The sequence below is a fragment of the Streptomyces sp. P6-2-1 genome, from assembly GCF_050613165.1.
In the GTDB taxonomy this organism is placed as follows: Bacteria; Actinomycetota; Actinomycetes; order Streptomycetales; family Streptomycetaceae; genus Streptomyces.
On record NZ_CP192513.1, the window covers coordinates 2,772,829 to 2,798,197 of the forward strand.

Below are 25,369 nucleotides of genomic sequence, written 5' to 3' on the forward strand. Positions count from 1 at the left end.
ATGAAGACCCCGCCCCACCCCCTCGAAGAACTCACCCGCCTCGAAGGACTCGACGCCCTCGCCGAAGCCCCCACAGGACGCTTCCCCGAAGCCGCCGACACCGCCCTGCGCACCGCCGGATGGACCCCAGGACGCTGGGACATCGCCCAGGCCGAGATCTGGGCCGACACCCTGCGCGCCCACACCTCACCCGCCGGACACCAGCACCACGTCTCCCCCGCCGCCGTCGAGGCCTGGGCCGAATTCGGCGGCCTCCGCCCCCACCCCACCACCAAAGGCCGCCACCTCGCCCCCGCGAGCCTCGACCTCGACCCCCTCCACGGCCTCCACCTCGCCCGCACCCTCGGCGACCTCGGCCACGCCCTCGGCACCCACCTGTGCCCCCTCGGCCTCGACACCACCACCCACGCCGCCCTCGCCATCGACGACGAAGGCCGCGTCTACGCCCTCGACCACACCGGCGACTGGTACCTCGGCGCCGACATCGACCAGGGCCTCAGCACCCTCCTCACCGGCGGCGCCCCCACACGACTGAGCGTGGAGGAACAGGAGGACGCCTGAGAAACCCCCACGGAGAAGCCCCCACAGAGAACCCCGCACGGAGAAACCCCCACGGAGAAACCCGTACGGAACCCGCCCTCTACTCCTCCACAGGCAGCACCGCGGACACCCGGAAACCCCCCGAGTCCGTCGGCCCCGCCACGAACACCCCACCGAGCGCCAGCACCCGCTCCCGCATCCCCACCAGACCGTTCCCGCCACTCGGCAACTTCGCGTCCACCCCACCCTCAGGCGGCGGACCGTTCTCCACCTGCATCGCTATCTCGGCAGCCCGCCGCGCCAGCCGCACCCGCGTCGCCGCACCCGCCGCATGCTTGTGCGCGTTCGTCAACGCCTCCTGCACCACCCGGTACGCCGTACGCTCCACCCGCGCCCCGTACCCCGCACCCTCCCCCTCCACCGAGAACTCCACCGCCATCCCCGCCGCACGCGACTGCCCCACCAGCTCGTCCAGCTCCGCCAGCGAAGGCCCCTGCTCCTCCTCCACCAGCACCGCACGCGGCTCGGGCACCTCCGCCACCACCGGCTCCGGCTCCGCCGCACGCGCCACAGGCACCCCCGACGACGCCCGCATCACCCCGAGCATCTCGCGCAACTCCGTCAACGCCTGCCGCCCCATGTCCCCCACCAGCGCCGCGTTCCTCGCCGCCTTCTCCGGGTCCTTCAGCGCCACCGCCTGCAACGCCGTCGAATGCACCACCATCAGACTCACCCGGTGCGCCACCACGTCGTGCATCTCCCGCGCGATACGCCGCCGCTCCTCACCCCGCGCCCACTCCGCACGCTCCTCGGCACGCTCGGCGAGCAGCTGCAACTCCCGCTCCAGCGAATCCGCACGCTCCCGCAGACTCTCCATGAGCCGCCGCCGCGCCCCCACGTACAGACCGAGCAGCACCGGCGGCGCCGTCATCCCAAGCGCCATGAGCACCGCCATCGACGGCGTGAACCACGGCGTCATCGCCGAACCGTTCTCGTCCACGTGCTGCCCCATGCGCACGAGCGCCACGAGGAGCGAACCCAGCCCCGACATCGAGGCGAGCACCGCCGTGATCCGGCGCGGCACCTCGGACGCGGCCAGCGTGTAGAGGCCCACGAAACCGAGGACCATCCCCATCTCGGCGGGCGACACGGCGAGTGCCACGAGCACGACGGCGACGGGCCACCGCCGCCGCAGCACCAGCACGGAGCCGACCAGCAGCCCCAGCAGCACCCCGAGCAGGGCACCGAGCCCCACCCGGTCGGTGAACACCGCCCCCTCGACCCCGCACTCCAGCGCCGAGACCCCCGCCAGCGCCACATCAAGCACGGCACTGCGCCGCCGCCGCCACCACCACGGCCCCCCGGCCGCCCGGCGCTCTTCCCCCGTCGTGGTCATGACCCCCAGCGTACGGGCGTTCCGTCCCGAATCCCGGGGGAGTGCGCCACCCCACAACGCACCCCACGCGCGCCGCGCACACCCCCCACCCCTCACCCGATCAGGCGAAACACGCCCGAACCCTCCCGGAACCTGTGATTCCGCCGTGAAGATCGCCCTCATGGTCGCGGCACGCACAGACGCACGGGACAGAGCCCGGGAACTCCGCCTGAAGGGATGGACGTACGACCGCATCGCGAAGGAAGTGGGCTGCGCGAAAAGCTCGGTATCCCTCTGGGTGAGGGACTTGCCGAAACCGGCGCCGAACTTCGCGTCCGCGGATCGCGCCCGCGAGGCCGCCCGGACCCGCTGGGAGCCGGTGCTCGCGGAGCGCGAGGAACACAGGAAGCGAGTGAAGGAGGAGGCCCGGACGGAGATCGGACGGCTCAGCGAGCGGGAGCTGTTCCTGGTGGGGGTGGGGCTCTACTGGGCGGAGGGGACGAAGGACAAGGCCCACGCCCGGCGCGAGCGGCTCGTCTTCGTCAACAGCGATCCGGACATGATCGACCTCTTCATGAAGTGGCTCGACCTGCTCGACGTCCCCCGCTCGGACCGTCGCCTGTCCCTGCTCATCCACGAGTCGGCCGACGTCGAAGGAGCCGAGGAGTTCTGGGCGGAGGTCACGGGCATCCCGCGCTCGGCCTTCCTCAAGACCACACTCAAGCGCCACAACCCGCTCACGGTCCGCAAGAACACCGGCACCGGCTATCACGGCTGCCTTGTCGTAAAAGTTGCCAAGAGCGCTGACTTGTACCGTCGCGTGGAGGGAGCTTGGTACGGCATAGTAGGGGGCGCACAAAGGCGGGTAGTCGAAATGTCCGATTAGCTCGCTTTATAGTCCCCTGTGGTGTAATAGGCAACACCGGCGGTTTTGGTCCGCTAGTTCCGGGTTCGAGTCCTGGCAGGGGAGCCCCCTTTCGACCGCCTCCCCGAACCACCCCACAAGGCCCTGACCCCCCAGGTCAGGGCCTTTCCCGCGTTCCGCCGCACACCCCCCGGTATTGTTCGCGTGTCATCCGCACCGAAGCCGAAGGGCCCGCTCGTGAGTGCCACCAACCGCCCGGCAGCCGTCGTCGTCCTCGCAGCGGGTGAGGGCACCCGCATGAAGTCCGCCACGCCCAAGGTCCTGCACAGCCTCGCGGGCCGCACCCTCGTCGGACACGTCCTCCAGGCCGCGAGCGAGCTGGAGCCCAAGGAAGTCGTCGTCGTCGTCGGGCACGGCCGCGAACAGGTCACCGCCCACCTCGCGGAGCGCTCCGCGGCCGTCCGCACCGCCGTCCAGGAGGAGCAGCGCGGCACCGGCCACGCCGTCCGCACCGCCCTCGCGGAGCTGGGCGGCACGGTCGACGGCACGGTCGTCGTGCTGTGCGGCGACACCCCCCTCCTGACCGGCGCGACGCTGGATGCCCTGTGCCGTACGCACTCCGCCGACGGCAACGCCGTCACCGTCCTCACCGCCGAGGTGCCCGACGCGAGCGGCTACGGCCGCATCGTGCGCGACGGCTCGGGCGCCGTGACCGCGATCGTGGAGCACAAGGACGCGAACCCCGACGAGCTGGCGATCCGCGAGATCAACTCGGGGGTCTTCGCCTTCGACGGGCGCCTGCTCGCCGAGGCGCTGGGCCAGGTCCGTACGGACAACGCGCAGGGCGAGGAGTACCTGACCGACGTCCTGGGCATTCTGCGCGGGGCGGGCCACCGCGTCGGGGCCGCGCTCGCGGGCGACCACAGGGAGATCGCGGGGATCAACAACCGGGTGCAGCTCGCGCAGGCGGGCCGGGTGCTCAACGAGAGGCTTCTTGAGGCCGCGATGCTGGCGGGGGTGACGGTGATCGACCCGGCGAGCGTCTTCGTGGACGTGACGGTCGGTTTCGGTCGTGACGTGGTCCTGCACCCGGGTACGCAGCTGCTCGGTGCGACGCGGGTCGATGACGGTGCCGAGGTGGGCCCGAACTCGCGGCTCACGGACACGGTCGTGGGCGCGGGCGCGCGGGTGGACAACACGGTGGCGGTCGGGGCCGAGATCGGTGCCGAGGCGAGCGTGGGCCCGTTCGCGTACCTGCGTCCGGGGACGCGGCTCGGGACGGGCGCGAAGGCGGGCACGTACGTGGAGATGAAGAACGCGACGGTGGGCGCGGGGACGAAGGTGCCGCACCTGTCGTACGTGGGCGACGCGACGATCGGCGACCACACGAACATCGGGGCGGCGAGTGTCTTCGTGAACTACGACGGTGTGAACAAGCACCACACGACGATCGGCTCTCACTGCCGTACCGGTTCGGACAATATGTTTGTGGCACCGGTCACGATCGGGGACGGCGTGTACACGGCGGCGGGCTCGGTGATCACGAAGGACGTGCCGGCCGGTGCGCTCGCCGTGGCCCGCGGCCAGCAAAGGAATATCGAGGGCTGGGTGGCCCGTAAGCGTCCCGGGAGCGCGGCGGCGAAGGCCGCTGAGGATTCTTCCCGGGGGTCGGAAGGCGAAAGCTGACCGAAAACAGGTGCGTCCTTCACGGCGTACCGTGATAGATGCACGCGATTCGGCTGGCTCGTTGGTTCTGGGTGTCGTGATGGGGTCCGGGATGCCCGACGGGTGCAGCAGCGAAAGAACTCGTCCGAGGAGACAAGTGCTGTGACCGGAATCAAGACGACCGGCGAGAAGAAGCTGATGTTCTTCTCCGGCCGCGCCCACCCGGAGCTGGCGGAGGAAGTGGCGCACCAGCTGGGTGTCGGCATAGTTCCGACCAAGGCCTTCGATTTCGCCAACGGCGAGATCTACGTGCGGTTCCGTGAGTCCGCGCGCGGGGCGGACTGCTTCGTGATCCAGAGCCACACGGCTCCGATCAACAAGTGGATCATGGAGCAGCTGATCATGGTGGACGCGCTGAAGCGGGCTTCCGCGCGTTCGATCACTGTGATCGTGCCGTTCTACGGTTACGCGCGGCAGGACAAGAAGCACCGCGGACGTGAACCCATCTCGGCGCGTCTGATGGCGGATCTGCTGAAGACGGCGGGTGCGACGCGGATTCTCACGGTCGACCTGCACACGGACCAGATCCAGGGCTTCTTCGACGGTCCGGTGGACCACCTGTTCGCGCTGCCGATCCTGGCGGACTACGTGGGTGCGAAGGTGGACCGTTCGAAGCTGACGATCGTGTCGCCGGACGCCGGGCGCGTGCGGGTCGCCGACCGCTGGTGCGACCGGCTGGGCGCGCCGCTGGCGATCGTGCACAAGCGGCGTGACAAGGATGTCGCGAACCAGGTGACGGTGCACGAGGTCGTGGGTGACGTGAAGGATCGTGTGTGTGTCCTGGTGGACGACATGATCGACACGGGTGGCACGATCTGTGCGGCGGCGGACGCGCTGTTCGCGCACGGTGCGGCGGACGTGATCGTGACGGCGACGCACGGGGTGCTGTCGGGTCCCGCCGCGGACCGGCTGAAGAACTCGAAGGTGAGTGAGTTCGTGCTGACGAACACGCTGCCGACGCCGAGTGAGCTGGAGCTGGACAAGATCACGGTGCTTTCGATCGCGCCGACGATCGCACGTGCGGTGCGTGAGGTCTTCGAGGACGGTTCGGTGACGAGCCTGTTCGAGGAGGAGCCGGTGGGCTGAGGCCCGTGGCCGGTGCGGGGGCGACTGCTGTTGCAGGAACGGTTCTGCACAGCGGGCGCGGCCGCTCTTGATCGATTTCCTGGGCGGTCTCCCCGCCGGGTAGACTCGCGAGAGTTGCTCGGCGAGGGAGGCCGCCCCGTCCGTTTACGGACACGGGTCCGGCGCTCCGTTATCGACGCGCTCTTCGTAGCAGGCCGTTCGTGGCCGGGTGACCACCCCTGTGAACCGTCTGTTGAGGAGAAGCGTCATGGCCGAGGTCAAGCTCGCCGTCGAGACCCGTACCGAGTTCGGCAAGGGTGCGGCGCGCCGCATCCGCCGCGAGAGCAAGGTGCCCGCCGTGATCTACGGCCACGGCACCGAGCCCGTCCACGTGACCGTTCCCGGTCACGAGCTGATGATGGCCCTGAAGACCTCGAACGTGCTGCTCGCGGTCGAGCTGGACGGCAAGAACGAGCTGGTCATCCCGAAGGCCGTGCAGCGCGACCCGCTGAAGGGCTTCCTGGAGCACGTCGACCTCCTCCTCGTGAAGCGCGGCGAGAAGGTCCAGGTCGAGATCCCCGTGCTCGCCGAGGGCGACCTGGCCCCGGGCCAGTTCCTCCTGGAGTACGTCCTCAACTCGCTGCCCGTCGAGGCCGAGGCGACCCACATCCCCGAGCAGCTGACCGTCTCGGTCGCCGGTCTGGAGGCGGGTGCCTCGATCGAGGCGAAGGACATCACGCTTCCCGAGGGTGTCTCGCTCGCCGTCGAGCCCGACGCGGTCGTCATCCAGGTCCTGGCCGCGCAGGCCGAGGAGGCCCCGGCCGAGGGTGGCGCCGACGAGGGCGCGTCCGAGGAGGGCTGAGCCCTCGCCGGGGGGCTGAGGTCTCCCGCGGAGCGTGGTGGCGGGGTGGTGCGTCCGGTGGGCGTGCCACCCCGCCGTCGTACGTACGGATCGGCACGAGCGGGCAGCGGTGGAGGACGCAATGGCAGCGAGCGAGGGCGCGGGCGGAAACGCGCCGTGGCTGGTGGCGGGGCTCGGCAATCCGGGCCCCGAGTACGCGGGCAATCGGCACAACGTGGGGTTCATGGTCGCCGATCTGCTCGCGGCGCGCGTGGGCGGGCGCTTCAAGCGTGCGGCGCGGGCGCAGGCGCAGGTCGTGGAGGGGCGGCTCGGGGTGCCGGGCGTTTCGAGTACGCGGGTGGTGATCGCGAAGCCGCTCTCGTACATGAATCTCTCGGGCGGCCCGGTGTCGGCGCTGCGCGATTTCTACAAGGTGCCGCTGGAGCGGGTCGTGGCGGTGCACGACGAGCTGGACATCGACTACGGGGTGCTGCGGCTGAAGCTGGGCGGCGGGGACAACGGGCACAACGGGCTGAAGTCGATGACGAAGGCGATGGGTCCGGCGTATCACCGGGTGCGGTTCGGGATCGGGCGGCCGCCGGGGCGGATGCAGGTCGCCGACTTCGTGCTGAAGGACTTCTCCTCGGGCGAGCGCAAGGAGCTGGAGTACTTCGTGGACCGTGCGGCGGACGCGGTGGAGGCGCTGGTGACGCGGGGGCTGGAGCGGGCGCAGGGCTCGTACCACTCCTGAGGGCCCGTACGGGTACGGGGCCGGCCCCGGCGACGCGTGAGGTGTCGCCGGGGCCGGCCCCGTTCCGTACGGCCGCGGGGGTGTCCGCTCAGCCGGTGTTCTTGAGGCCTGCCGCCACGCCGTTGACGGTGAGGAGGAGGGCGCGGGCGAGGAGCGGGTCGGGTTCCTCGCCGGCTTCGGCGGCGGCGCGCTGGCGGGCGAGGAGGGTGACCTGGAGGTAGGAGATGGGGTCGAGGTAGGCGTCGCGGATGCTGAAGGTCTGCTGGAGGGGCTTGTGGGAGTCGAGGAGCTGTTCGCCGCCGGTGATCTTGAGGACTTCGGCGACGGTGAGGTCGTGTTCGGCCTTGATGAGGTCGAAGACGTGCTTCAGCTCGTCGGGGACGAGGGTGTCGACGTAGTGCTGGGCGATCCGCAGGTCCGTCTTGGCGAGGGTCATCTCGACGTTGGAGAGGAAGTTGCGGAAGAAGTGCCAGTGCTCGTGCATCTCGTCGAGTACGCCGTCGAGCCCGGCTTCGCGCAGGGCCTTGAGGCCTGAGCCGACGCCGTACCAGCCGGGGACGATCTGGCGGGACTGGGTCCAGCCGAAGACCCAGGGGATGGCGCGGAGTCCGTCGAGGCCGCCGCTGGAGTCGGGGCGGCGCGAGGGACGGGAGCCGAGGTGGAGGTCGCCGAGCTGGTCGACGGGGGTGGAGGCGAGGAAGTAGGCGGGGAGGTCGGGGTCGGAGACGAGGTTGCGGTAGGTGGTGTGGGCGGCCTCGGAGACGAGGTCCATCGCCGCGTCCCAGCGGGCGAGTGCCTCGTCGGACTGGCGCGGCGCGGTGTGCAGGGCGCTGGCCTGGAGGGTGGCGGCGACGGTGAGTTCGAGGTTCTCGCGGGCGAGGGAGGGGACGAGGTACTTGTCGGAGATGACCTCGCCCTGTTCGGTGACCTTGATCTCGCCTTCGAGGGTGCCCCAGGGCTGGGCGAGGATCGCGTCGTGGCTGGGGCCGCCGCCGCGGCCCACGGTGCCGCCGCGGCCGTGGAAGAGGCGCAGCCGTACGCCGTGGCGGTGGGCGACGTCGCGCAGGCGGCGCTGGGCGCGGTGGATCTCCCACTGGCTGGTGGTGATGCCGCCGAACTTGGAGGAGTCCGAGTAGCCGAGCATGACCTCCTGGACGTCGCCGCGGAGGGAGACGAGGCGGCGGTAGGAGGGGTCGGAGAGCATGTCGTCGAGGATGGTGTCGGCGGCGCGCAGCTCGTCGGTGGTTTCCAGGAGCGGGACGATGCCGATCTTGGCCCAGCCGGAGTGGAGGTCCATGAGTCCGGCCTCGCGGGCGAGGACGGCGGCGGCGAAGACGTCGTCGGCGCCCTGGCACATGGAGATGATGTAGGACTCGATGACTTCGGGTCCGAAGACGTCGAGGGCGCGGTGGATGGTGTGGAAGACGCCGAGGGTCTTCTCGCCGGCCGCGTCGAGGGGGGCGGGGGTGGGTGCGAGGGGGCGGCGGGAGCGGAGTTCCTTGGCGAGGAGCTTGGCGCGGTACTCGCGGGGCATGTCGGCGTAGCGCCAGGATTCCTCGCCGAGGCGGTCGAAGAGCTGGCCGAGCGCGTGGTGGTGGGCGTCGGCGTGTTCGCGGACGTCCATCGTGGCGAGCTGGAGGCCGAAGGCGGCGAGGGTGCGGATGATGCGGCTGAGGCGGCCGTCGGCGAAGAGGCCGCCGCGGTGGGCGCGCAGGGAGTCCTGGACGAGGGCGAGGTCGGTGAGGAGTTCGCTGGTGCCGAGGTAGTCGCGGCCGGGCTCGTGGGGGGTGCCCTTGGCGAGGCGGTTCTTGGTGTTCTCCAGCTTCTGGCGGACGCAGGTGACCTTGAGCCGGTAGGGCTCCTCGGCGTTGAGGCGCTTGTAGCGGGGGCTGATCTCGGGCAGGTGCGCGAGGTCCTTCTCCAGGGATGTGGTGAGTTCCTCGGTGACGCCGGTGTAGCGGATGGAGTTGGAGAGGAGTCCGCGCAGGTAGTCGATCTGTTCGAGCGCGTCGTTTATGCCGTGCTCGTGCTGGAGGATCAGGACGTCCCAGGTGACCTGCGGGGTGACGTTGGGGTTGCCGTCGCGGTCGCCGCCGATCCAGGTGCCGAAGGTGAGGGGGCGGGTGTCGTCGGGGATCTTGACGCCGACGCGTTCGAGTTCGGCGCTGAGGTCTTCGAGGACGTCGCCGACGGCGTCGGCGTGGAGTTCGTCGAGGTAGTAGATGGCGTTGCGGGCCTCGTCGGCGGGTTCGGGGCGCACGACGCGGAGTTCGTCGGTCTGCCACACGAGGTCGATGTTCTCGGCGAGGCGGGCGTCGGCGCGGCGGCGGTCGGCCTGCGCGACGGGGAGGTCGAGGAGTTCGGCGATGCGGCGCAGCTTGTTGAGGACGCTGCGGCGGGCGGCCTCGGTGGGGTGCGCGGTGAAGACGGGGCGGACGTTGAGGTGCTCGACGGTCTCGCGCAGGTGCTCGGGGTCAGCGTCCTTGAGGCGGTCGGCGGTGCGGGCGAGGAGGCTGCCTTCCTCGGCGCGCCGTTCGCGCAGTTCGCGGCCGCGGTGGACCTGCTCGGCGATGTTGGCGAGGTGGAAGTACGTGGAGAAGGCGCGCACGAGCTGCGCCGCGGTCTCCAGTTCGGTTTCCCCGAGCAGACGGGCGGCGGCCTCGCCGTCGCTGCGGGTGAGGTGGCGCACGCGTTCGACGAGTTCGAGGAGTTCGGGGCCCTCCTGGCGGACGAGGGTCTCGCCGAGGAGGTCGCCGAGCCTGCGGATGTCGGCGCGCAGTTCCGGCGCTGCGGCCGGAGCGGGAAGACGGTGGTCGTCGGCACTGCTCACAGGTGCGGCTCCTTGCAGTGTGGTGGCTGAAGAGGAGGGAACCCGGGCGGTGGGGCCCGGGCGGGTTTCCGAGCGGACCGCGCTGTCCGACCGTTCCCACAATATGTGGCGCAGGGGCAGCACGGACGTTCGGCCTCTTGCCGGAGCGCTGCGCGCTGCCATACTTACGTCACCGTAGGTTACGTATCCGTAGGAGCGGAGCTGTGTGTGGCCGCGCCGTGGCGTGGTGCCGCGAGTCTGCCGTCGCTCGGGCGTATCTACGTGTACGGGTCTACGGAACGGGATCTTCCCGGTCGCACGGGTTCCCACACGCACGACCTCGTCACACGGTTTCCGCCGTACGTACGGGGAGGGAACGGGCCGCGCGCCCGACCCTCGACATACGACCTTCGACGACACACAATCCTCGACAGACGCAAGGGGCTCATATGACCTCGACCGCATCGCCCGCCGAGGCGGGGACGGAAGAGCAACAGCCGGGTGCTCCGGCGGCGGCGACGCTGGGGGGTGACCGCAAGGGTGGGGTGGAGCAGTTCGCGCTGCTGGCCTTCATCGTGGTGCCGTTCGTGGCGCTGCTCACCGCGGTGCCGCTGGCCTGGGGCTGGGGACTGAGCTGGCTCGACGTGGGCCTCATGGTCTTCTTCTACTTCCTGGGCTGCCACGGGATCACGATCGGGTTCCACAGGTACTTCACGCACGGTTCGTTCAAGGCGAAACGGTGGGTGCGGGTGACGCTCGCGATCGCGGGCTCGATGGCGGTGGAGGGGCCTGTGGTGCGCTGGGTGGCGGATCACCGCAAGCACCACAAGTTCTCGGACGCGGAGGGCGACCCGCATTCGCCGTGGCGGTACGGGGAGACGCTGCCTGCCCTGATGAAGGGGCTGTGGTGGGCGCACCTGGGGTGGATGTTCGACGAGGAGCAGACGCCGCAGCACAAGTACGCGCCCGATCTGGTGAAGGACCCGGCGATTCGGCGGGTCTCGCGGCAGTTCGCGCTGTGGACGCTGGTGTCGCTGCTGACGCCGCCGCTGGTCGGGGGCCTGGTGACGTGGTCGTGGTGGGGGGCGTTCACGGCGTTCTTCTGGGGGTCCCTCGTCCGGGTCGCGCTGCTGCACCACGTGACGTGGTCGATCAACTCGATCTGCCACGCGGTGGGCAAGCGGCCGTTCCGTTCGCGGGACCGTTCGGGCAATGTGTGGTGGCTCGCCGTGCTGTCCTGCGGGGAGTCCTGGCACAACCTGCACCACGCGGACCCGACCTCGGCGCGGCACGGTGTGGAGCGGGGTCAGATCGACTCCTCGGCGCGCATCATCCGCTGGATGGAGCTGGCGGGCTGGGTGCACGATGTGCGCTGGCCGTCGGCGGAGCGCATTCGCTCCCGCCGCAGGGACAAGGCGGCCGAACCGGCATGATGGGACCGTGGCGACGGATGCGGTCTCAGGTGTCTCAGGTGTTCCCGGCAAGGGTGTCCCCGGCAAGGGTGTCGCGGGCGGGGAGAAGTCCCGGCGGACGCGCCGTACCCGGATGACGGGTGCGCAGCGCAGGGAGCAGCTGCTCGACATCGGGCGCACGCTGTTCGCGGCGAAGGGCTTCGAGGGGACGTCGGTGGAGGAGATCGCGGCGAAGGCCGGGGTCTCCAAGCCGGTGGTCTACGAGCACTTCGGCGGCAAGGAGGGGCTGTACGCGGTCGTGGTGGACCGTGAGATGCGGCAGCTCCTGGACATGGTGACGGGTGCCCTGACGGCGGGGCACCCGAGGGAGCTGCTGGAACAGGCGGCTTTCGCGCTTCTGGACTACATCGAGACGTACACGGACGGGTTCCGCATCCTCGTCCGTGATTCCCCGGTGGCCCAGTCGACGGGTACGTTCGCTTCGCTGATCAGCGATATCGCGACGCAGGTCGAGGACATCCTGGGCAGCGAGTTCAAGAGCCGGGGTTTCGACCAGAAGCTGGCGCCGCTGTACGCGCAGGCGCTGGTGGGGATGGTCGCGCTGACGGGCCAGTGGTGGCTGGACGTCCGCAAGCCGAAGAAGGCGGAGGTCGCTGCGCACCTGGTGAATCTGGCGTGGCACGGCCTGGACGGGCTGGAGCAGAAGCCGCGGCTGATAGGGCATCGTCGGCAGTGAGGCCCCTCCGGGTGCGGCCGTCGGGGGGTGGGGGCTTGGGGCGGTGGCCGCAGGCTGGGGGGCCTCGGGCCGCTGAGCGCGCGCGTTCCCGCCGGGCCTGTGGTGGAGCGCGGGATGACGGTGGTCCTCGATCCCGAGAACGCGCCGGAACCCGACGTGCTCGTGGCCTGCGACGAGACCGGGGACGACATGGACCGGGTCCGCCGCACGGCGGCCGGCCTCACGCTCGTGAGCGAGGTCGTGTCCCCGGAGTCCCGTCGGCGCGACACCCGGTACGAGCCCCTTGAGTACGCCGAAGCCGGTATCCCGCACTTCCGGCTCGTCGAGAGGACCACCGACGCCATGCACCCGGTGGTCCGTACGGACGAACCGGACCCCCTGACGAACGCCTACGGCCTGACGGGCATCCACCACGAGCGGCTGAGGCTGTCGTCGCCCTTCGACAGGGACATCGACATCCCCGGCGAAGCGCTCAGGAAAGTCCGTCGCTGACCGGCTCCAGGAACTCCAGCCTGTTGCCCACCGGGTCATCGGCGTAGAAGCGGCGGTGGCCGGGGAGGTTGTCGTCCCAGGTGACGGTGATGCCGTGGTCGCTGAGGCGGGTGGCGAAGGCGTCGATGCCGGTGACGCGGAGGCCGGGGTGGGCCTTGCGCGCGGGGCGGAAGTCGGTCTCGATGCCGAGGTGGAGCTGTACGGACCCGCTGCCGAACCAGCAGCCGCCGCGCGCGGCGAGGACGGGCGGCTTGGGGAGTTCGCCGAGGCCGAGGGCGTCGGCGTAGAAGGCGCGCAGGCGCTCCTCGCTGCCGGGCGGGGCGGCGAGCTGGACGTGGTCGAGCGCGGTGATCATTCTCGTACCTCCGTGTCGGGTCAGGCGGCGTGGGCGACGGCGAAGAGGCGGCGGAAGGGGAAGGCGGTGCCGTGCGGCCCTGCCGGGTAGGCGGCGCGGAGGGCGTCGCGGTAGGTGGTGAGGAAGTCGGCGTGGGCCTCGGGGTGGGGGGCGAGGGCGTCGAGCACGGGGCGCAGGCCGGTGCCCTTGACCCAGTCGAGTACGGGGTCCTCGCCGGTGAGGAGGTGGAGGTAGGTGGTCTCCCAGACGTCGGCGGCGAGGCCGAGCGCGGTGAGGCGGTCGAGGTACTCGGCGGGCTCGGCGACGGCGTCGTCGTGGCGCAGGACGCCGTCGAGGAGCGGGCGGAAGCGGGGCAGGGCGGCGGTCTCGCGCATGAGGACGTGGCTCGGGGCGCCGAAGTTGCCGGGGACCTGGAAGGCGAGGGTGCCGCCGGGGTGGAGGGCCTCGGCCCAGGCGGGGAGCAGGTCGAGGTGGCCGGGGACCCACTGGAGGGCGGCGTTGGAGACGATGAGGTCGTAGCCGCGGTCCGGGTGCCAGTCGGCGAGGTCGGCCTCGGCGAAGTCCAGGGAGCCGCCGTCGGCGAGGGGCCCGGCGTGTTCGGCGCGGGCGCGCTCCAGCATGGCGGGCGAGTTGTCGAGCCCGGTGATGCGGGCGCCGGGCCAGCGGGCGGCGAGCAGCGCGGTGACGTTCCCGGCGCCGCAGCCGAGGTCCACGACGCGGGGGTGCTCGGTGGCCGGGTCGGGCACGCGGGCGAGCAGCTCGGCGAAGGGGCGGGTCCGGTGGCCGGCGTGGCGCAGGTACTGGGCGGGGTCCCAGGTGGGGGCGAGTGGCATGGCGTACTCCTGGCGCGGGCCGGTCAGACGGCGGGGACGGCGAGGGCTTCGATCTCCCCGCGGAAGGCGGGGCGCACGAGGGCGGCGACCTGGACGAGGCTGGAGGCGGGCGGGCGTGCGGGGTCCTGGTGCCCGTCGCGTACGGCGCGCGGGGCGGGGAGGTCGCGGGCGAGGTCGTCGCGGGCGAGGTCGGTGAGGAGGAACGTGTACTTGACGACGTGCGCGAGGTCGGAGCCTGCCGCTTCGCGTGCGGTGGCGAGGTTCGCGTGCACCTGCCGGACCTGGGCCTCGGTGTCGTCCTCGCCGACGAGGCGGCCCTCGGCGTCCAGGGGCACCTGGCCGGAGACGACGACGAGCGGGCCCGGGACGGCGACGGCGTGGCTGTAGCCGTTGACGGGCGGGGACCCCGGGGGACGTACGTGGTCGCGCGGCACGGCGGTACCTCCTCGGTGGCGGATCGTGCGCTGTCATCATGAACGCGAGTTATCTCGACGTCAAGAGACTTCACGTCGAGCGACCCACTACACTGGGGGCATGGAGGACGAGGTCGACCGGCTGGTCGCGGCCTGGCGCCGGGAGCGCCCGGACCTCGACGTGGAGCCGCTGGAGGTGCTCAGCCGCGTCAGCAGGCTGGCGCGTCATCTGGACCGCGCCCGCAGGCTGGTCTTCGCGGAGCTGCACCTGGAGACGTGGGAGTTCGACGTGCTCACCGCGCTGCGGCGGGCCGGGCAGCCGTACCAGCTCTCGCCGGGACAGCTGCTCACGCAGACACTCGTGACCTCGGGCACGATGACGAACCGCATCGACCGGCTCACGAAGAAGAACCTCGTCGAACGCCTCCCGGACCCGAACGACCGCCGCGGCGTCCTGGTCCGACTCACCCCCGCGGGCCGCGAACGCGCCGATGCCGCCCTGGCCGGCCTCCTGACCCAGGAACGCGCCCTCCTCTCCGAACTCACCACCACCCAGCGCCGGGACCTCGCCGACCTCCTCCGCCAGCTCACGGCCCCGTTCGACAACACCCCGAACTGACAACCTCTGGCCACGGCTCAGGGAACGGCCCTCACTCGAAAGCGTGAGAGGTTTGCCGGGTTCCCCGAAGTTATCCACAGATGTGGCGGAGGGGGCGGGATGTGGCTTGCGGACGCGAAATACTGGTGTTGGGGTCGCCCCCCGGGCGGGAGGGGGCTGTCCGACGGTCTGCTGTGCGGGCATACCGAGAAGCCACCAGGAATCCCCCCTCCCCCTTCCCCCCTTCCCCCCTCACGCCCCTGATCCGCCGCCCCCGCCTCACCCCATCCGCTGATCCCCCGCCCCTCCCCCCTCACCCCGCCCGCTGGTCCACCGGCCCCACTCCCGCTCTCCGGGCCAGTGCCACCGCCGCCAGAGTCGAGTGGACGCCCAGCTTTCCGAGGACGTTCTGCATGTGGGTGCGGACCGTGTGGGGGGAGAGGTAGAGGCGGTCGGCGACCGCTTTGCGGCCCAGGCCGGCGACCATGCAGCGCAGGACCTCGCGTTCGCGTGGGGTCAGGGACTCGACGAGGCGCTCCGACTCGGTGCGGTGGCGGCGAGCGGCCGTCAGTTCGCGCAGGACGCCGGTGAGCAGGGCGGGCGGAAGGTGCGTCTCGTCGCGCAGTACGCCCCGTACGACCGTGAGCAGCCGCGAGAGCGAGCAGTCCTTCGCGACCCAGCCGCTCGCGCCCGCCTGGAGAGCCAGGGCCGCGCGGCGCGGGTCGTCGCGCTCGGCGAGTACCACCGTGCGCACGCCGGGCTGCGTCGCGCGCAGGCCCCCCACCAGGGAGATCCCGTCCAGCGGTTCCTCGGCGGCGGGGACCCCGGGACGGGGCTGACGGGGGACGGCGCCGACGCCGAGGTCCGCGTCGACGAGGACGACGTCGAAGGGGCGTTTCTCGGTCGCGGCGCGTTCCAGGCTGCGCAGCGCCGCCGGGCCGCTGCCCGCCGCGCCCACGTCGACGTCCGGCTCGGCCGCCAGCGCGGCGGCGAGCGACTCCGCGAAGATCCGGTGGTCGTCGACGACCAGCACCCTCGTACGCATCACGGCCTCCCCCTCCCTCCGTCCCTTGACGGAGGTGACCCCGCCTCAGAGTACGGACGTGGGCTCTTCCCAGGAGAGGATTTCCCCGATTCCCGCCCGAAACACCCATCCCAGCAGGGGGGTGGGGCGGGCCCCGCCCTCGCGACCGGAACACAGCACGTCCGAAGGCACTTCCCGGCCGAAGGCCGGGGCATCCGAGGAGTACGGAGTCCGGGGCGGTGCCCCTGGGCCCCACTCGGGGGAAGAACCCCCGGGCCCCGGGCTGGGGGGAGTGGGAACCCCGGGCCCCCGAGGGGGCGAGAGCCCCGAAACCCCCGCCCCCCGCCCCCCGCCCCCGCGGCTCACCGCACCCGGCGGGCCCCCTCGCTCGGTACCGCCGAGAACACCCTCGGCTCCCGGTGGCCGGCCTCGGCGAAGGCCCGCAGGACCTCCGCCTTCACCGGACCGGCGAGACCCGCGTCGACCAGGACGATCGCCGAGCCGCCGAAACCGCCGCCCGTCATGCGGGCGCCGAGCGCCCCGGCCCGTACCGCCGTCTCCACGACCAGGTCCAGCTCCGCGGCCGAGACGCGCAGGTCGTCGCGGAGCGAGCGGTGCCCCTCCGTCAGGACCTGGCCCACCGCGCGGATCTCGCCCGCGTCCAGGAGCCGCGCGACCGTCTCGACGCGCTCGTCCTCCGTCACGACGTGCCGCACGTACCGGCGCACGCACTCGTCGTCGATCTTCTCCAGCGCCTGCGGCAGGCTCGCGAAGGGCACGTCCCGCAGCTCCTCCACACCGAGCAGCCGCGCCCCCTCCTCGCAGCCCGCGCGGCGCTCCGCGTAGGCGCCGTCGCCGAGCGCGTGCTTGACCCGGGTGTCGAAGACGAGCAGGTCCAGGCCGTGCGCGGGCAGGTCGAAGGGGACCTGCCGGGCGCTCAGGTCGCGCGTGTCGAGGTGGAGTACGTGCCCGGCCTCGCAGCGCGCCGAGGCCGTCTGGTCCATGATCCCGGTCGGCACGCCGACGAAGTCGTTCTCCGCGCGCTGCCCGATCCTGGCGAGTTCGGCCCGGTCGATGCCGAAGGAGAACAGGTCGTCGAGCGCGAGCGCCGTGACGACTTCGAGGGCCGCCGAGGAGGAGAGCCCGGCGCCCGTGGGCACGGTCGACGCGAGGTGGATGTCGGCGCCCCCGACGTCGTACCCGGAGTTGCGCAGGACCCAGACGACACCGGTCAGGTAACCCGCCCAGCCGGTGTCGGCGCCGGGCGCGAGCGTCGCGAGGTCGAGGCGGAGCGCGGGCCCTTCGACGTCGGCCGAGTGGACCCGCAGCACCCCGTCCGTACGGGCGGCGACCGCGGCGACCGCCGTGTGCGGGAGCGCGAGCGGCATGACGAAGCCGCCGTTGAAGTCGGTGTACTCGCCGATGAGGTTGACGCGGCCCGGGGCCGCCCAGACGCCCTCGGGGTCCGTCCCGTACAGCTCGCGGAAGCCCGCCGCGACCTCGTCGGCGTGCGCGAGGGCGGTGTCCTGCGGGCTCGTGGGCCCGTTGCCCTGACCGGGGATGAGGTCGCTCATCGGCTCTCCTCCGCGAGGCGCCGCGCGAAGGCCCAGGCGTCGGCGACGATGCCGGTCAGGTCGGTACGGGACGGCTGCCAGCCGAGTTCCTGCCTGGCCCGTTCCGCCGAGGCGACGAGGACGGCGGGGTCGCCCGCGCGGCGCGGCGCGGTCTCGGCGGGGATCGCGTGCCCGGTGACCTTGCGGGCCGCCTCGATGACCTCCCGTACCGAGAAGCCGGTGCCGTTGCCGAGGTTGCAGACGAGGTGCGTGCCCCCGGCGGCCGCCTGGAGGGCGAGGAGGTGCGCCTCGGCGAGGTCGGCGACGTGGATGTAGTCGCGTACGCACGTGCCGTCCGGCGTCGGGTAGTCCTCGCCGAAGACGGAGACCGCGGCGCGGCGGCCCTGCGCGACCTGGAGGACGATCGGGATGAGGTGCGACTCCGGGTCGTGGCGCTCGCCGAAGTCGCCGTACGCGCCCGCGACGTTGAAGTAGCGCAGCGAGACGGCAGCGAGGCCGTGGGCGCGGCACTCGTCGGCGATCATGTGGTCGACGGCGAGCTTCGTGTTGCCGTAGGGGCTCGTGGGGATCGTCGGGTCGGTCTCGACGATCGGGGTGCTGACGGGTTCGCCGTACGTCGCCGCCGTCGAGGAGAAGACGAGGCGGCCGATGCCCTTCTCGCGCATCGCGTCGAGGAGCGCGCGGGTGCCGCCGACGTTGTTGCCCCAGTACGTGCCGGGCTTCTCGACGCTCTCGCCGACCTGCGAGGAGGCCGCGAAGTGCAGGACGCCGTCGATGCCGTCCGGCAGGAGCGAGGCCGCGTCCTGGATGCGGCCCTCGATGAAAGCGGCGCCCTCGGGGACCGCGGCGCGGAAGCCCGTCGACAGGTCGTCGAGCACCGTGACCCGGTGCCCCGCGCCCAGCAGGTGCGCCGTGACGACACTGCCGACGTAGCCGGCCCCGCCCGTGACGAGGTAGTGGCCGCTCATGCGCGCCCGTCCTTCCGCAGTCCGTGGGCGGCGCTCACGCGCGCGCCGCCTCTCGCAGTCGCTCGGCCGCCTTCTCCGGCGGCACGTCGTTGATGAAGACACTCATGCCGGACTCGGAACCGGCGAGGTACTTCAGCTTGTCCACGGTCCTGCGGATCGTGAACAGCTCCAGGTGCAGCCCGAAGTCCGCCCGCTCAAGAGGGTCGCCCGCGCCCGTGCTGTAGGCCGCGTACTCCTCGGGAGTGAGGAACGGGGCCTGATGCCAACCGGAAATATACGGGGTGCGCCCGGCGTCGGGCCCGAAGAGGTGGTCGAAGCGGCGCAGCAGGTCCAGGTAGATGACGGGCCATTCGGCGCGCTGCGCCTCGTCGAGTTCGGTGAGGTCGGCGACGCGGCGGTGCGGGTAGAGGTGCACCTCGTACGGCCAGTGCGCGGCGTACGGGACGAAGGCGGTCCAGTGCGCGCCCTCGATCACGACCCGCTCGGTGGCGGCGCGTTCCTCGGCGAGTACGTGGTCGAAGAGGTTCCCGCCGCCGGTGGCGGCCTTGTGCGCGGCCGCCGAACGGAGCATCAGGGCGGTACGGGGGGTGGCGAAGGGGTACCCGTAGATCTGCCCGTGCGGGTGGGCGAGCGTCACGCCGATCTCCTCGCCCCTGTTCTCGAAGGGGAAGACCTGCCGCACGGCCGGGTGGCGGGACAGCTCGGCGGTGCGGTCGGCCCACACGTCGAGCACGAGGCGGGCCCGTTCCTCGTCGAGGTCGGCGAAGGAGGCGTGGTGGTCGGAGGTGAAGCACACGACCTCGCAGCGCCCGGTGGGTCCGGAGAGCGAGGGGAAGCGGTTCTCGAAGACGACGACGTCGTAGTCGGCCGCGGGGATCTCGGTGAGGTGGTCGCCACCGCGCGTCGGATCGAGCGGGCACAGCTCCGCCGGGGGATGGTACGTACGGCCCTGGCGGTGCGAGGCGATCGCGACGGCGTCGCCGAGCAGCGGGTCGCGGCGTACCTCGGACGCGGTGCTGATCGGGTCGAGCGGGCGCTTGTCGACGGCGTCGCGGACGGCGTCGGTCGAGTCGAGGTCGTAGTAGATCAGCTCGCGGCCGTCGGCGAGCCGGGTCGGGGTCTTCTTCAAGGCAACCGTTCTTTCTGGCGAATCGCCGCACGCGGGTGGGGCGCCGCCGCGTCGTCCGTCGCACCGTCACCTCGTAACGAACATAATTCAACATAACAAACCACGTCTACGGGGAGGCACGACGCCACGGACGACCTCACCTGCGCCATACAGGGGTCAACCGTCGCCAAGAGAACATCACGATCGAACAAAGAACACCACAGGAGGAGTTCGCCGCGCGCGAGCGCGGGCACGCGGACCCCCGCACGAAGCACCACCACTCACGACTTCCCGACCCCCCATCCCCCTCGTCCCTCCCTCCCCCCTCATCCCCCCAACGCACGAAGCGAGTTCCCCCCATGTACCTTGCGGACGGGCTCAGACTCCCGACCAACTGGCTGGACTACACGATCCTCGGGCTGTACTTCGTCGTGGTCCTCGGCATCGGTTTCGCCGCGCGGCGCAGCGTCAAGACGAGCCTCGACTTCTTCCTCTCCGGCCGCTCACTGCCCGCGTGGGTGACCGGTCTCGCCTTCGTCGCCGCGAACCTCGGCGCCACGGAGATCCTCGGCATGGCGGCCAACGGCGCGCAGTACGGCGTCTACACCGTGCACTGGTACTGGATCGGGGCCATTCCCGCGATGGTCTTCCTGGGCCTCGTGATGATGCCCTTCTACTACAACTCGAAGGTCCGCTCGGTCCCCGAGTTCCTGCTGCACCGCTACGGCAAGTCCTCGCACCTGCTGTCCTCGATCATCTTCGCCGTGTCCTCGGTGCTCATCGCGGGCGTCAACCTGTACGCGATGGCGATCGTGCTCGAAGCGCTCCTCGGCTGGCCGAAGTGGGTGGCGATCGTCGTCGCCGCCGCGTTCGTGCTCATCTACATCACGGTCGGCGGGCTCTCCTCGGCGATCTACAACGAGGTGCTCCAGTTCTTCGTGATCCTCGCCGCGCTCATCCCGCTCACGATCGTGGGCCTCAAGCGGGTCGGCGGCTGGGACGGCATCTCGGACTCGCTGAGCGCGTCGAAGGGGGACAGTTTCCTCACGGCCTGGCAAGGCACCGGGATCGGGTCGGACAACCCGCTCGGTGCCAACTGGCTGACGATCGTGCTCGGTCTCGGCTTCGTGATGAGCTTCGGCTACTGGACGACGAACTTCGCCGAGGTGCAGCGCGCGCTCTCCGCGAAGAACCTCTCCGCCGCCAAGCGCACCCCGCTGATCGCGGCCTTCCCGAAGATCTTCATCCCCGCGATCGTCGTCATCCCTGGCCTCATCGCGCTCATCCTGGAGCCGTCCATCGGCAAGGAGGGCGGCGACTTCCAGTTCAACGACGCGATCCCGCTGCTCATGCGCGACCTGCTGCCCAACGGGGTGCTCGGCGTCGCGGTGACCGGGCTGCTCGCCGCGTTCATGGCCGGTATGGCCGCCAACATCTCCTCGTTCAACACGGTGTTCACGACGGACATCTGGCAGCCGTACATCAAGCCGAACATGCCGGACACGCACTACCTGAAGGTCGGCAGGGTCATCACTGCCGTCGGGGTCGTGATCGGCATCGGGACGGCGTTCATCGCGTCCAGCTTCAGCAACATCATGAACTACCTCCAGACGCTCTTCTCCTTCTTCAACGTCCCGCTGTTCGTCGTCTTCATCATCGGGATGTTCTGGAAGCGGACGACCGGCGCCGCCGGGTTCTGGGGGCTGCTCTCGGGCACCGTCGCCGCGATGGTCAACTACTTCTGGCTCTACAAGCAGGACGTCATCGGCATCCCGACCGATCAGGGCGCCAACTTCGTCTCCTCCATCGTCGCCTTCGTCGTCGGCGCGGTCGTCATGGTCGTCGTGACGATGGTGACGCGGCCGAAGCCCGCCGTGGAGCTGCAAGGGCTCGTGTACGGGACGAAGTCGCCCGGAGTCCAGGAGCCGCCCGCCGAGGGCGACGACGCCTGGTACCGCAAGCCGGCGCTGCTGGGCTGGGGCGCGCTGATCCTCGCGGCCCTGTGCTACATCCCGTTCTCCCTGTGAGCCCCGCCGAGCCACCCTCCGCCTGACCCGCCAAGGACGACACGACCATGAGCGATCACAGCAACCCCAGAGACCACAACGACCCGGACGGGACCGCGCAGCCGGCGAACCTCGAAGACATCAAGGCCGTCGAGCGGCTGGAACGCGAATCCGCCACGGCGAGCCGCCTCTTCGACGTGCGGCTCATCATCGGCGGCCTCTTCACGGTCTACGGCATCATCGTCACGATCAGCGGCATCACCGCCTCGGACGCCGACATCGACAAGGCCCAGAACATCAACATCAACCTGTGGACGGGCCTCGGCATGCTCGTCCTTGGCCTGCTGTTCCTGGCCTGGATGCTCTGGCGCCCGCAGACCCCACCACCGGTCGAGGACATCGTCGAGGACCTCCACCGCAACGAGTAACGAGGAGCGAGGCCGTACGGACCGAGCGGCAGGGGCCGTACGGACCCGGGGGCCGTCCCGGCCGGGTGCCCACCCGGCGGGGCGGCCCCCTTTCGCGTGCACCCCGGCCCTGGCCCCGTACCCGTACCCGTACCCGTACCGTGCCCGTGCCCGTGCCCGTGCCCGTGACCGTGCCGCTAAGGGGTGTCCTGGGGGCGGCCGAGGAGGGGCAGGGCGTGGTCGAGGAGGCCGGTGCGGGCGGCGAGCGCTGCGGCTTCGAGGCGGGAGCCGACGCCGAGTTTCATCAGGACGCGCTGGACGTGCGTACGGGCCGTGGAAGGGGCGATGTTCATGCCGGCCGCGATGAGGCGCGTGTCCTCGCCCTCCGCGACACGGGCGAGGACCTCGACCTCCCGGCGGGTCAGAAGGTGCAGGAGGCGTCTGCCCTCGTCGTCGGGCTCGGCCTCGGGGTGGAGCAGGGCGTCGAAAGCGCCCTGGAGCAGCCCGGGGGCCACCGCCGCCTCGCCCGCGCGGGCCTTCATGATGGCGCGCTCGACGCCCTCGATGCGCTCGTCGTGCCGTACGTAGCCGCAGGCCCCCGCGGCGAAGGCCGCCGCGATGCCGCGCGGGCTCGGGACCGGGCCGAGGACGAGCACCGCCGTCTGCGGGCGCTCCCTGCGGATCTTCACGACCGGGTCGAAGGCACCCGGTTCGGCAGGGGCCGCCGTGCCGAGCAGGCACACCTCGGGCGCCCTGCTCACCACGAGGTCGGCCGCGCCCGCCGCGGGGGCCGCGGCGGCGAGCACGCGGTGCCCGCGCAGTTTCAGCGCGGAGGCGAGCGCCTCCGCGAGCAAGCGGTGGTCGTCGACCACCATGAGCCGGACTCCCATCGGCATCCCCCGCGTCCCCCCGTGTCCCCGCGACCCACCCCGCCCCGCCGGGACTGTCCCCCGGCCGGGCCGTCGTGCACCGGAAGCTACACGGATGTTCGACGTCGCGCGCCCCCTCCCGTGAAGAAGTGCCCCGTAATGCTGAAATCCCCCGCTTTTCGGGGGTGTTGCGTGCGCACGGGAATGTTGTGCGGGCGCGGAGGAGGAGCGCGGGCGGGGACGGGGGCGCCCTTTCGCGCGCCCCCGTCCCCGCCCAGCCCGGCCCGTACCGTCCGTACCGTCCCGTACCGGTGTTCTCAGTGCGTGCCGCCGAAGCCCATCGCCAGGTAGGGGATGCCGTCGGCCGGAGCGATCGATTCCTTCTTCTCCCTGGGCATGTCCTGTCCGAAGTACAGGCGGCCGTTCCCGAAGAGGGTGTCGGAGTAGTCGCCGCTGAAGCGGCTGATGCTGTTGTCCGTCTTCTCGTCGGACGGGGTCTTCAGGAGCGTCTCGGTCTTCATCGTCTTCGTGTCGATCGAGAGGATCTCGTTCCCCGAACCCGAGCGGTGGGCGAGCAGCCGGGGGCCGTCCATGCGCAGCACCCGCAGCTCCGCGTTGTCCCCCGCGTCGACGCGCTGCCCGGTCAGCTTGCCCGTGGCGAGGTCGAAGGCCACGATCTCGTTGGTCTGGGCGTACGTGTCCTTCGTGCCCTGGTGCTCCTCGGTCGGCAGGTAGACCTTGTCGCCGCCGACGGCGAAGTCCCTGCACCCCGAGACGTCCGTCGCCTCGCAGGAGGCGCCGTAGGTCCGCGCGTCGGCCGCCCACCGCGCGCGGAGCTTGCCCGTGTTCCCGTCGATCGAGAAGAAGTCCGAGAGGGCGGAGCCGTCCTCGGCCGCGTCATTGACGTCGGCGCCGACGAGGAGCGGGCTGACCGAGAGGATGTGCGCGAAGTCGATGCCGGCCGGCATCTTGTACTCGGAGCTGACCGAACCGTCCTTGGGGTCCAGCTTCTGCACGTAGATCTGGTCCTGGTCGGTGTTGATCGTGCACTTGCGGACCACGGCGAGTCCACCGCTGCCGCCCTGGTAGCCCATGTCGAAGCACTCGTCGCCGGGCTTCGGGGACCACACCTGGTCGCCCGACTTCAGGTCCCAGCCGTAGCCGCCGCGGGTGCCGCCCGCCGCGACGGTGCCGCCGCCGACGGTCACCTCCTCGAAGTACGCCGCGCCCTCGCCCGTGCCGACGCCCTTCGTCCACAGGGCCTTGCCCGTGTTCAGGTCGAACACGGTGATCTTGTCGCACTGGCCCAGCTCGTCCTTGGTGGGCCGCACGCTCTTGTGCAGGACGGCGGTGAGATCGTCCTCGCTCTGGAACTCGCTCGCCGAGCACACGGGGCCGGGCAGCTTCAGGTTCCACACGCGGTCGCCCGCGACGGCGTCGTACCCGTTGATCTCGGACTTCCCTGTCTTCGCGAACACCTTGTCGGTGAGCCACGCCCCGGGCAGGTCGTAGATGTGCTCGTCCTCGCCCGCGTAGACCATCGGCACCGTGAAGAGCTGCGTGGCCGCGGGGTTGGCGGGTGCCTTCTCCTTCGCGGGGCCCGCGGCGGGGTCCTCGCCGGTGGCGCCGTCCTTCCCGTCCTTGTCCTTCTTGTCGTCCTTGTCCTTCGCGACGGGCGTCTCGTCCTGACCGGAGTTCGCGTACCAGACGCCGCCGCCGACGATGAGCGCGATGACGAGGACGGTCGCCCCGATGATCCAGAACACCGGCCCGGGACGGCGGCTCGCGGGCGCCGCGGGCGGCTGCCCCGCGCCGAAGCCCTGCTGGGTGTACGGGGCGGTGGCGTACGGCGGCGCGGGGTGCGGGTAGCCGTACGCGGCCTGGCCCCCCTGCACGGGCCCCGGCTGCGGCGTCCCGTAGGCGGGAGCGGGGCCCGGCTGCGGAGCGCCGTACGCGGGTGCGGGGGGCGGCTGCGGGGTCCCGTACGCGGGTGCGGGGGGCGTGGCGGGCGGGCCGAAGCCGGCGGAGGGCGTGGACGGGGGCGGGGGCGGCGGGGTGCCGTAGCCGCCGGGGGGTGTGGCGGGCGGGGCGCCGAAGCCCGCGGGCGGCGCGGCGGCGTCCGGGGGCGGCGTGCTGGTACCCGGGCCCGTGTCCGCGGCGGCGTCCGGGGACGGCGCGGGCGGGGGTGTGCCGGGGCCCGCCGGGGGCGCCGGGGGCTTCGGGCCTGCCGGGGTGCCGGGGGCCGCCGGGGTGCCGGGGTCGGCAGGGGTGCCGGGGTCCGGGTCCGCAGGGGACGGGGGCGGGCCGAAGCCTTCGCTCGCCTCGGGCGGGCCGAAACCGGGCGGGGTGTCGCGCGGGGGCTCGCCGCCGGGCGGCTCGTGCGGGGGCCGGGGCGGTGGCTGGGGCGGCTGAGTCATCAGCGCTACCTCGTGGCGGGCTCGCGCCCCCCGTCCGGCTCCCCCGCCGTTCCGTGAGTGATCACCCCGCGGAACGGAGCGGATCGGGACGCGCTCCCCCGCGGTCCTTGGTCGGTCGGGCGGGGAACTCTTTCTACCATCGACCGCGCGCCGCGCACGCGGCGCCCGCTTTCCCGTGCCCAAGGA

At 71.5% G+C, this 25,369-nt stretch carries 23 protein-coding genes and 1 tRNA gene; 13 read left to right on the forward strand and 11 right to left on the reverse strand.

Going from position 1 to position 25,369, the window contains the following annotated elements; all coding sequences use genetic code 11:
• Positions 1–561 carry an SUKH-3 domain-containing protein gene (locus ACQYWQ_RS11985; protein ID WP_431034386.1) on the forward strand — a complete coding sequence of 187 codons (561 nt, stop codon included), beginning with the start codon at positions 1–3 and terminating at the stop codon, positions 559–561.
• A 79-nt stretch (positions 562–640) separates the two neighbouring features.
• On the opposite strand, the gene ACQYWQ_RS11990 is transcribed toward ACQYWQ_RS11985, so the two are convergent.
• Positions 641–1,936 carry a sensor histidine kinase gene (locus tag ACQYWQ_RS11990; RefSeq protein WP_431034388.1) on the reverse strand — a complete coding sequence of 432 codons (1,296 nt, stop codon included), beginning with the start codon at positions 1,934–1,936 and terminating at the stop codon, positions 641–643.
• A gap of 145 nt (positions 1,937–2,081) precedes the next feature.
• Here ACQYWQ_RS11990 and ACQYWQ_RS11995 point away from each other — a divergent pair, with 145 nt between their 5' ends.
• From ACQYWQ_RS11995 to pth, 6 genes are all read left to right on the forward strand, one after another.
• Positions 2,082–2,801 (forward strand): hypothetical protein, encoded by a 720-nt coding sequence (locus ACQYWQ_RS11995; protein WP_431034389.1) that lies wholly within the window; start codon positions 2,082–2,084, stop codon positions 2,799–2,801.
• A 12-nt stretch (positions 2,802–2,813) separates the two neighbouring features.
• A tRNA-Gln gene (locus tag ACQYWQ_RS12000) sits at positions 2,814–2,885 on the forward strand.
• Between the two features lie 132 nt (positions 2,886–3,017).
• Positions 3,018–4,466, forward strand: coding sequence for a bifunctional UDP-N-acetylglucosamine diphosphorylase/glucosamine-1-phosphate N-acetyltransferase GlmU (gene glmU / locus ACQYWQ_RS12005; RefSeq protein WP_431034391.1), 1,449 nt, complete (start codon positions 3,018–3,020; stop codon positions 4,464–4,466).
• 141 nt (positions 4,467–4,607) lie between these two features.
• Complete coding sequence (locus ACQYWQ_RS12010; protein WP_431034393.1) at positions 4,608–5,591, forward strand: ribose-phosphate diphosphokinase; 984 nt, start codon at positions 4,608–4,610, stop codon at positions 5,589–5,591.
• Between the two features lie 247 nt (positions 5,592–5,838).
• The gene (locus ACQYWQ_RS12015; protein WP_431034394.1) at positions 5,839–6,432 is read left to right on the forward strand and encodes a 50S ribosomal protein L25/general stress protein Ctc; all 594 of its coding nucleotides are present in this window, start codon (positions 5,839–5,841) and stop codon (positions 6,430–6,432) included.
• Between the two features lie 121 nt (positions 6,433–6,553).
• A complete protein-coding gene (gene pth / locus ACQYWQ_RS12020) occupies positions 6,554–7,162 on the forward strand; it encodes an aminoacyl-tRNA hydrolase (RefSeq protein WP_431034395.1) in 609 nt (202 codons plus the stop codon).
• An 88-nt stretch (positions 7,163–7,250) separates the two neighbouring features.
• Here pth and ppc read toward each other — a convergent pair whose 3' ends face one another.
• Entirely contained in the window at positions 7,251–9,992 is a 2,742-nt protein-coding gene (gene ppc, locus ACQYWQ_RS12025) for a phosphoenolpyruvate carboxylase (RefSeq protein WP_431034396.1), read from the reverse strand.
• Positions 9,993–10,420: 428 nt separating this feature from the next.
• Here ppc and ACQYWQ_RS12030 point away from each other — a divergent pair, with 428 nt between their 5' ends.
• The 3 genes from ACQYWQ_RS12030 (at position 10,421) to ACQYWQ_RS12040 (ending at position 12,611) form a co-directional block, all read left to right on the forward strand.
• Positions 10,421–11,404 (forward strand): acyl-CoA desaturase, encoded by a 984-nt coding sequence (locus ACQYWQ_RS12030; protein WP_431034397.1) that lies wholly within the window; start codon positions 10,421–10,423, stop codon positions 11,402–11,404.
• 112 nt (positions 11,405–11,516) lie between these two features.
• Positions 11,517–12,119 (forward strand): TetR/AcrR family transcriptional regulator, encoded by a 603-nt coding sequence (locus ACQYWQ_RS12035; RefSeq protein WP_043255687.1) that lies wholly within the window; start codon positions 11,517–11,519, stop codon positions 12,117–12,119.
• Between the two features lie 102 nt (positions 12,120–12,221).
• Positions 12,222–12,611, forward strand: a complete 390-nt coding sequence (locus ACQYWQ_RS12040; RefSeq protein WP_431039155.1) for a Uma2 family endonuclease — start codon at positions 12,222–12,224, stop codon at positions 12,609–12,611.
• On the opposite strand, the gene ACQYWQ_RS12045 is transcribed toward ACQYWQ_RS12040, so the two are convergent.
• Genes ACQYWQ_RS12045 through ACQYWQ_RS12055 form a run of 3 tightly spaced genes read right to left on the reverse strand, consistent with a single transcriptional unit; the run spans position 12,592 to position 14,233 of the window.
• Positions 12,592–12,966, reverse strand: a complete 375-nt coding sequence (locus ACQYWQ_RS12045; protein ID WP_431034399.1) for a glyoxalase — start codon at positions 12,964–12,966, stop codon at positions 12,592–12,594. The two genes, ACQYWQ_RS12040 and ACQYWQ_RS12045, sit on opposite strands and share 20 nt — an antisense overlap.
• Positions 12,967–12,986: 20 nt before the next feature.
• The gene (locus ACQYWQ_RS12050; protein WP_431034400.1) at positions 12,987–13,799 is read right to left on the reverse strand and encodes a trans-aconitate 2-methyltransferase; all 813 of its coding nucleotides are present in this window, start codon (positions 13,797–13,799) and stop codon (positions 12,987–12,989) included.
• Between the two features lie 23 nt (positions 13,800–13,822).
• Entirely contained in the window at positions 13,823–14,233 is a 411-nt protein-coding gene (locus ACQYWQ_RS12055; RefSeq protein WP_431034402.1) for a RidA family protein, read from the reverse strand.
• A gap of 100 nt (positions 14,234–14,333) precedes the next feature.
• On the opposite strand from ACQYWQ_RS12055, the gene ACQYWQ_RS12060 reads away from it, so the two are divergent.
• Complete coding sequence (locus ACQYWQ_RS12060; protein WP_431034403.1) at positions 14,334–14,831, forward strand: MarR family winged helix-turn-helix transcriptional regulator; 498 nt, start codon at positions 14,334–14,336, stop codon at positions 14,829–14,831.
• Between the two features lie 292 nt (positions 14,832–15,123).
• Here ACQYWQ_RS12060 and ACQYWQ_RS12065 read toward each other — a convergent pair whose 3' ends face one another.
• The 4 genes from ACQYWQ_RS12065 to galT all read right to left on the reverse strand — a co-directional run bounded on the left by ACQYWQ_RS12065 (position 15,124) and on the right by galT (position 19,505).
• Positions 15,124–15,858: a LuxR C-terminal-related transcriptional regulator gene (locus tag ACQYWQ_RS12065; protein WP_431034405.1), complete on the reverse strand. Its 735-nt coding sequence runs from the start codon at positions 15,856–15,858 to the stop codon at positions 15,124–15,126.
• 338 nt (positions 15,859–16,196) lie between these two features.
• Entirely contained in the window at positions 16,197–17,408 is a 1,212-nt protein-coding gene (gene galK / locus ACQYWQ_RS12070; RefSeq protein WP_431034406.1) for a galactokinase, read from the reverse strand.
• A complete protein-coding gene (gene galE / locus ACQYWQ_RS12075; protein ID WP_431034407.1) occupies positions 17,405–18,376 on the reverse strand; it encodes a UDP-glucose 4-epimerase GalE in 972 nt (323 codons plus the stop codon). The genes galK and galE overlap by 4 nt, the downstream gene beginning before the upstream one ends.
• A gap of 34 nt (positions 18,377–18,410) precedes the next feature.
• On the reverse strand, positions 18,411–19,505 hold the full coding sequence (galT, locus tag ACQYWQ_RS12080; protein WP_431034408.1) for a galactose-1-phosphate uridylyltransferase: 1,095 nt from the start codon (positions 19,503–19,505) through the stop codon (positions 18,411–18,413).
• A 338-nt stretch (positions 19,506–19,843) separates the two neighbouring features.
• Between galT and ACQYWQ_RS12085 the strand changes: the two genes are divergently transcribed.
• Together ACQYWQ_RS12085 and ACQYWQ_RS12090 are read left to right on the forward strand one after the other, a co-directional pair.
• Positions 19,844–21,511: a sodium:solute symporter family protein gene (locus ACQYWQ_RS12085; RefSeq protein WP_431034410.1), complete on the forward strand. Its 1,668-nt coding sequence runs from the start codon at positions 19,844–19,846 to the stop codon at positions 21,509–21,511.
• Between the two features lie 47 nt (positions 21,512–21,558).
• A complete protein-coding gene (locus ACQYWQ_RS12090; RefSeq protein ID WP_431034411.1) occupies positions 21,559–21,918 on the forward strand; it encodes a hypothetical protein in 360 nt (119 codons plus the stop codon).
• Positions 21,919–22,094: 176 nt separating this feature from the next.
• Here ACQYWQ_RS12090 and ACQYWQ_RS12095 read toward each other — a convergent pair whose 3' ends face one another.
• Both ACQYWQ_RS12095 and ACQYWQ_RS12100 read right to left on the reverse strand, forming a co-directional pair.
• Positions 22,095–22,787, reverse strand: a complete 693-nt coding sequence (locus ACQYWQ_RS12095; RefSeq protein ID WP_431039156.1) for a LuxR C-terminal-related transcriptional regulator — start codon at positions 22,785–22,787, stop codon at positions 22,095–22,097.
• 296 nt (positions 22,788–23,083) lie between these two features.
• Positions 23,084–25,183, reverse strand: coding sequence for a PQQ-binding-like beta-propeller repeat protein (locus ACQYWQ_RS12100; protein ID WP_431034413.1), 2,100 nt, complete (start codon positions 25,181–25,183; stop codon positions 23,084–23,086).
• Positions 25,184–25,369: the final 186 nt, after the last annotated feature.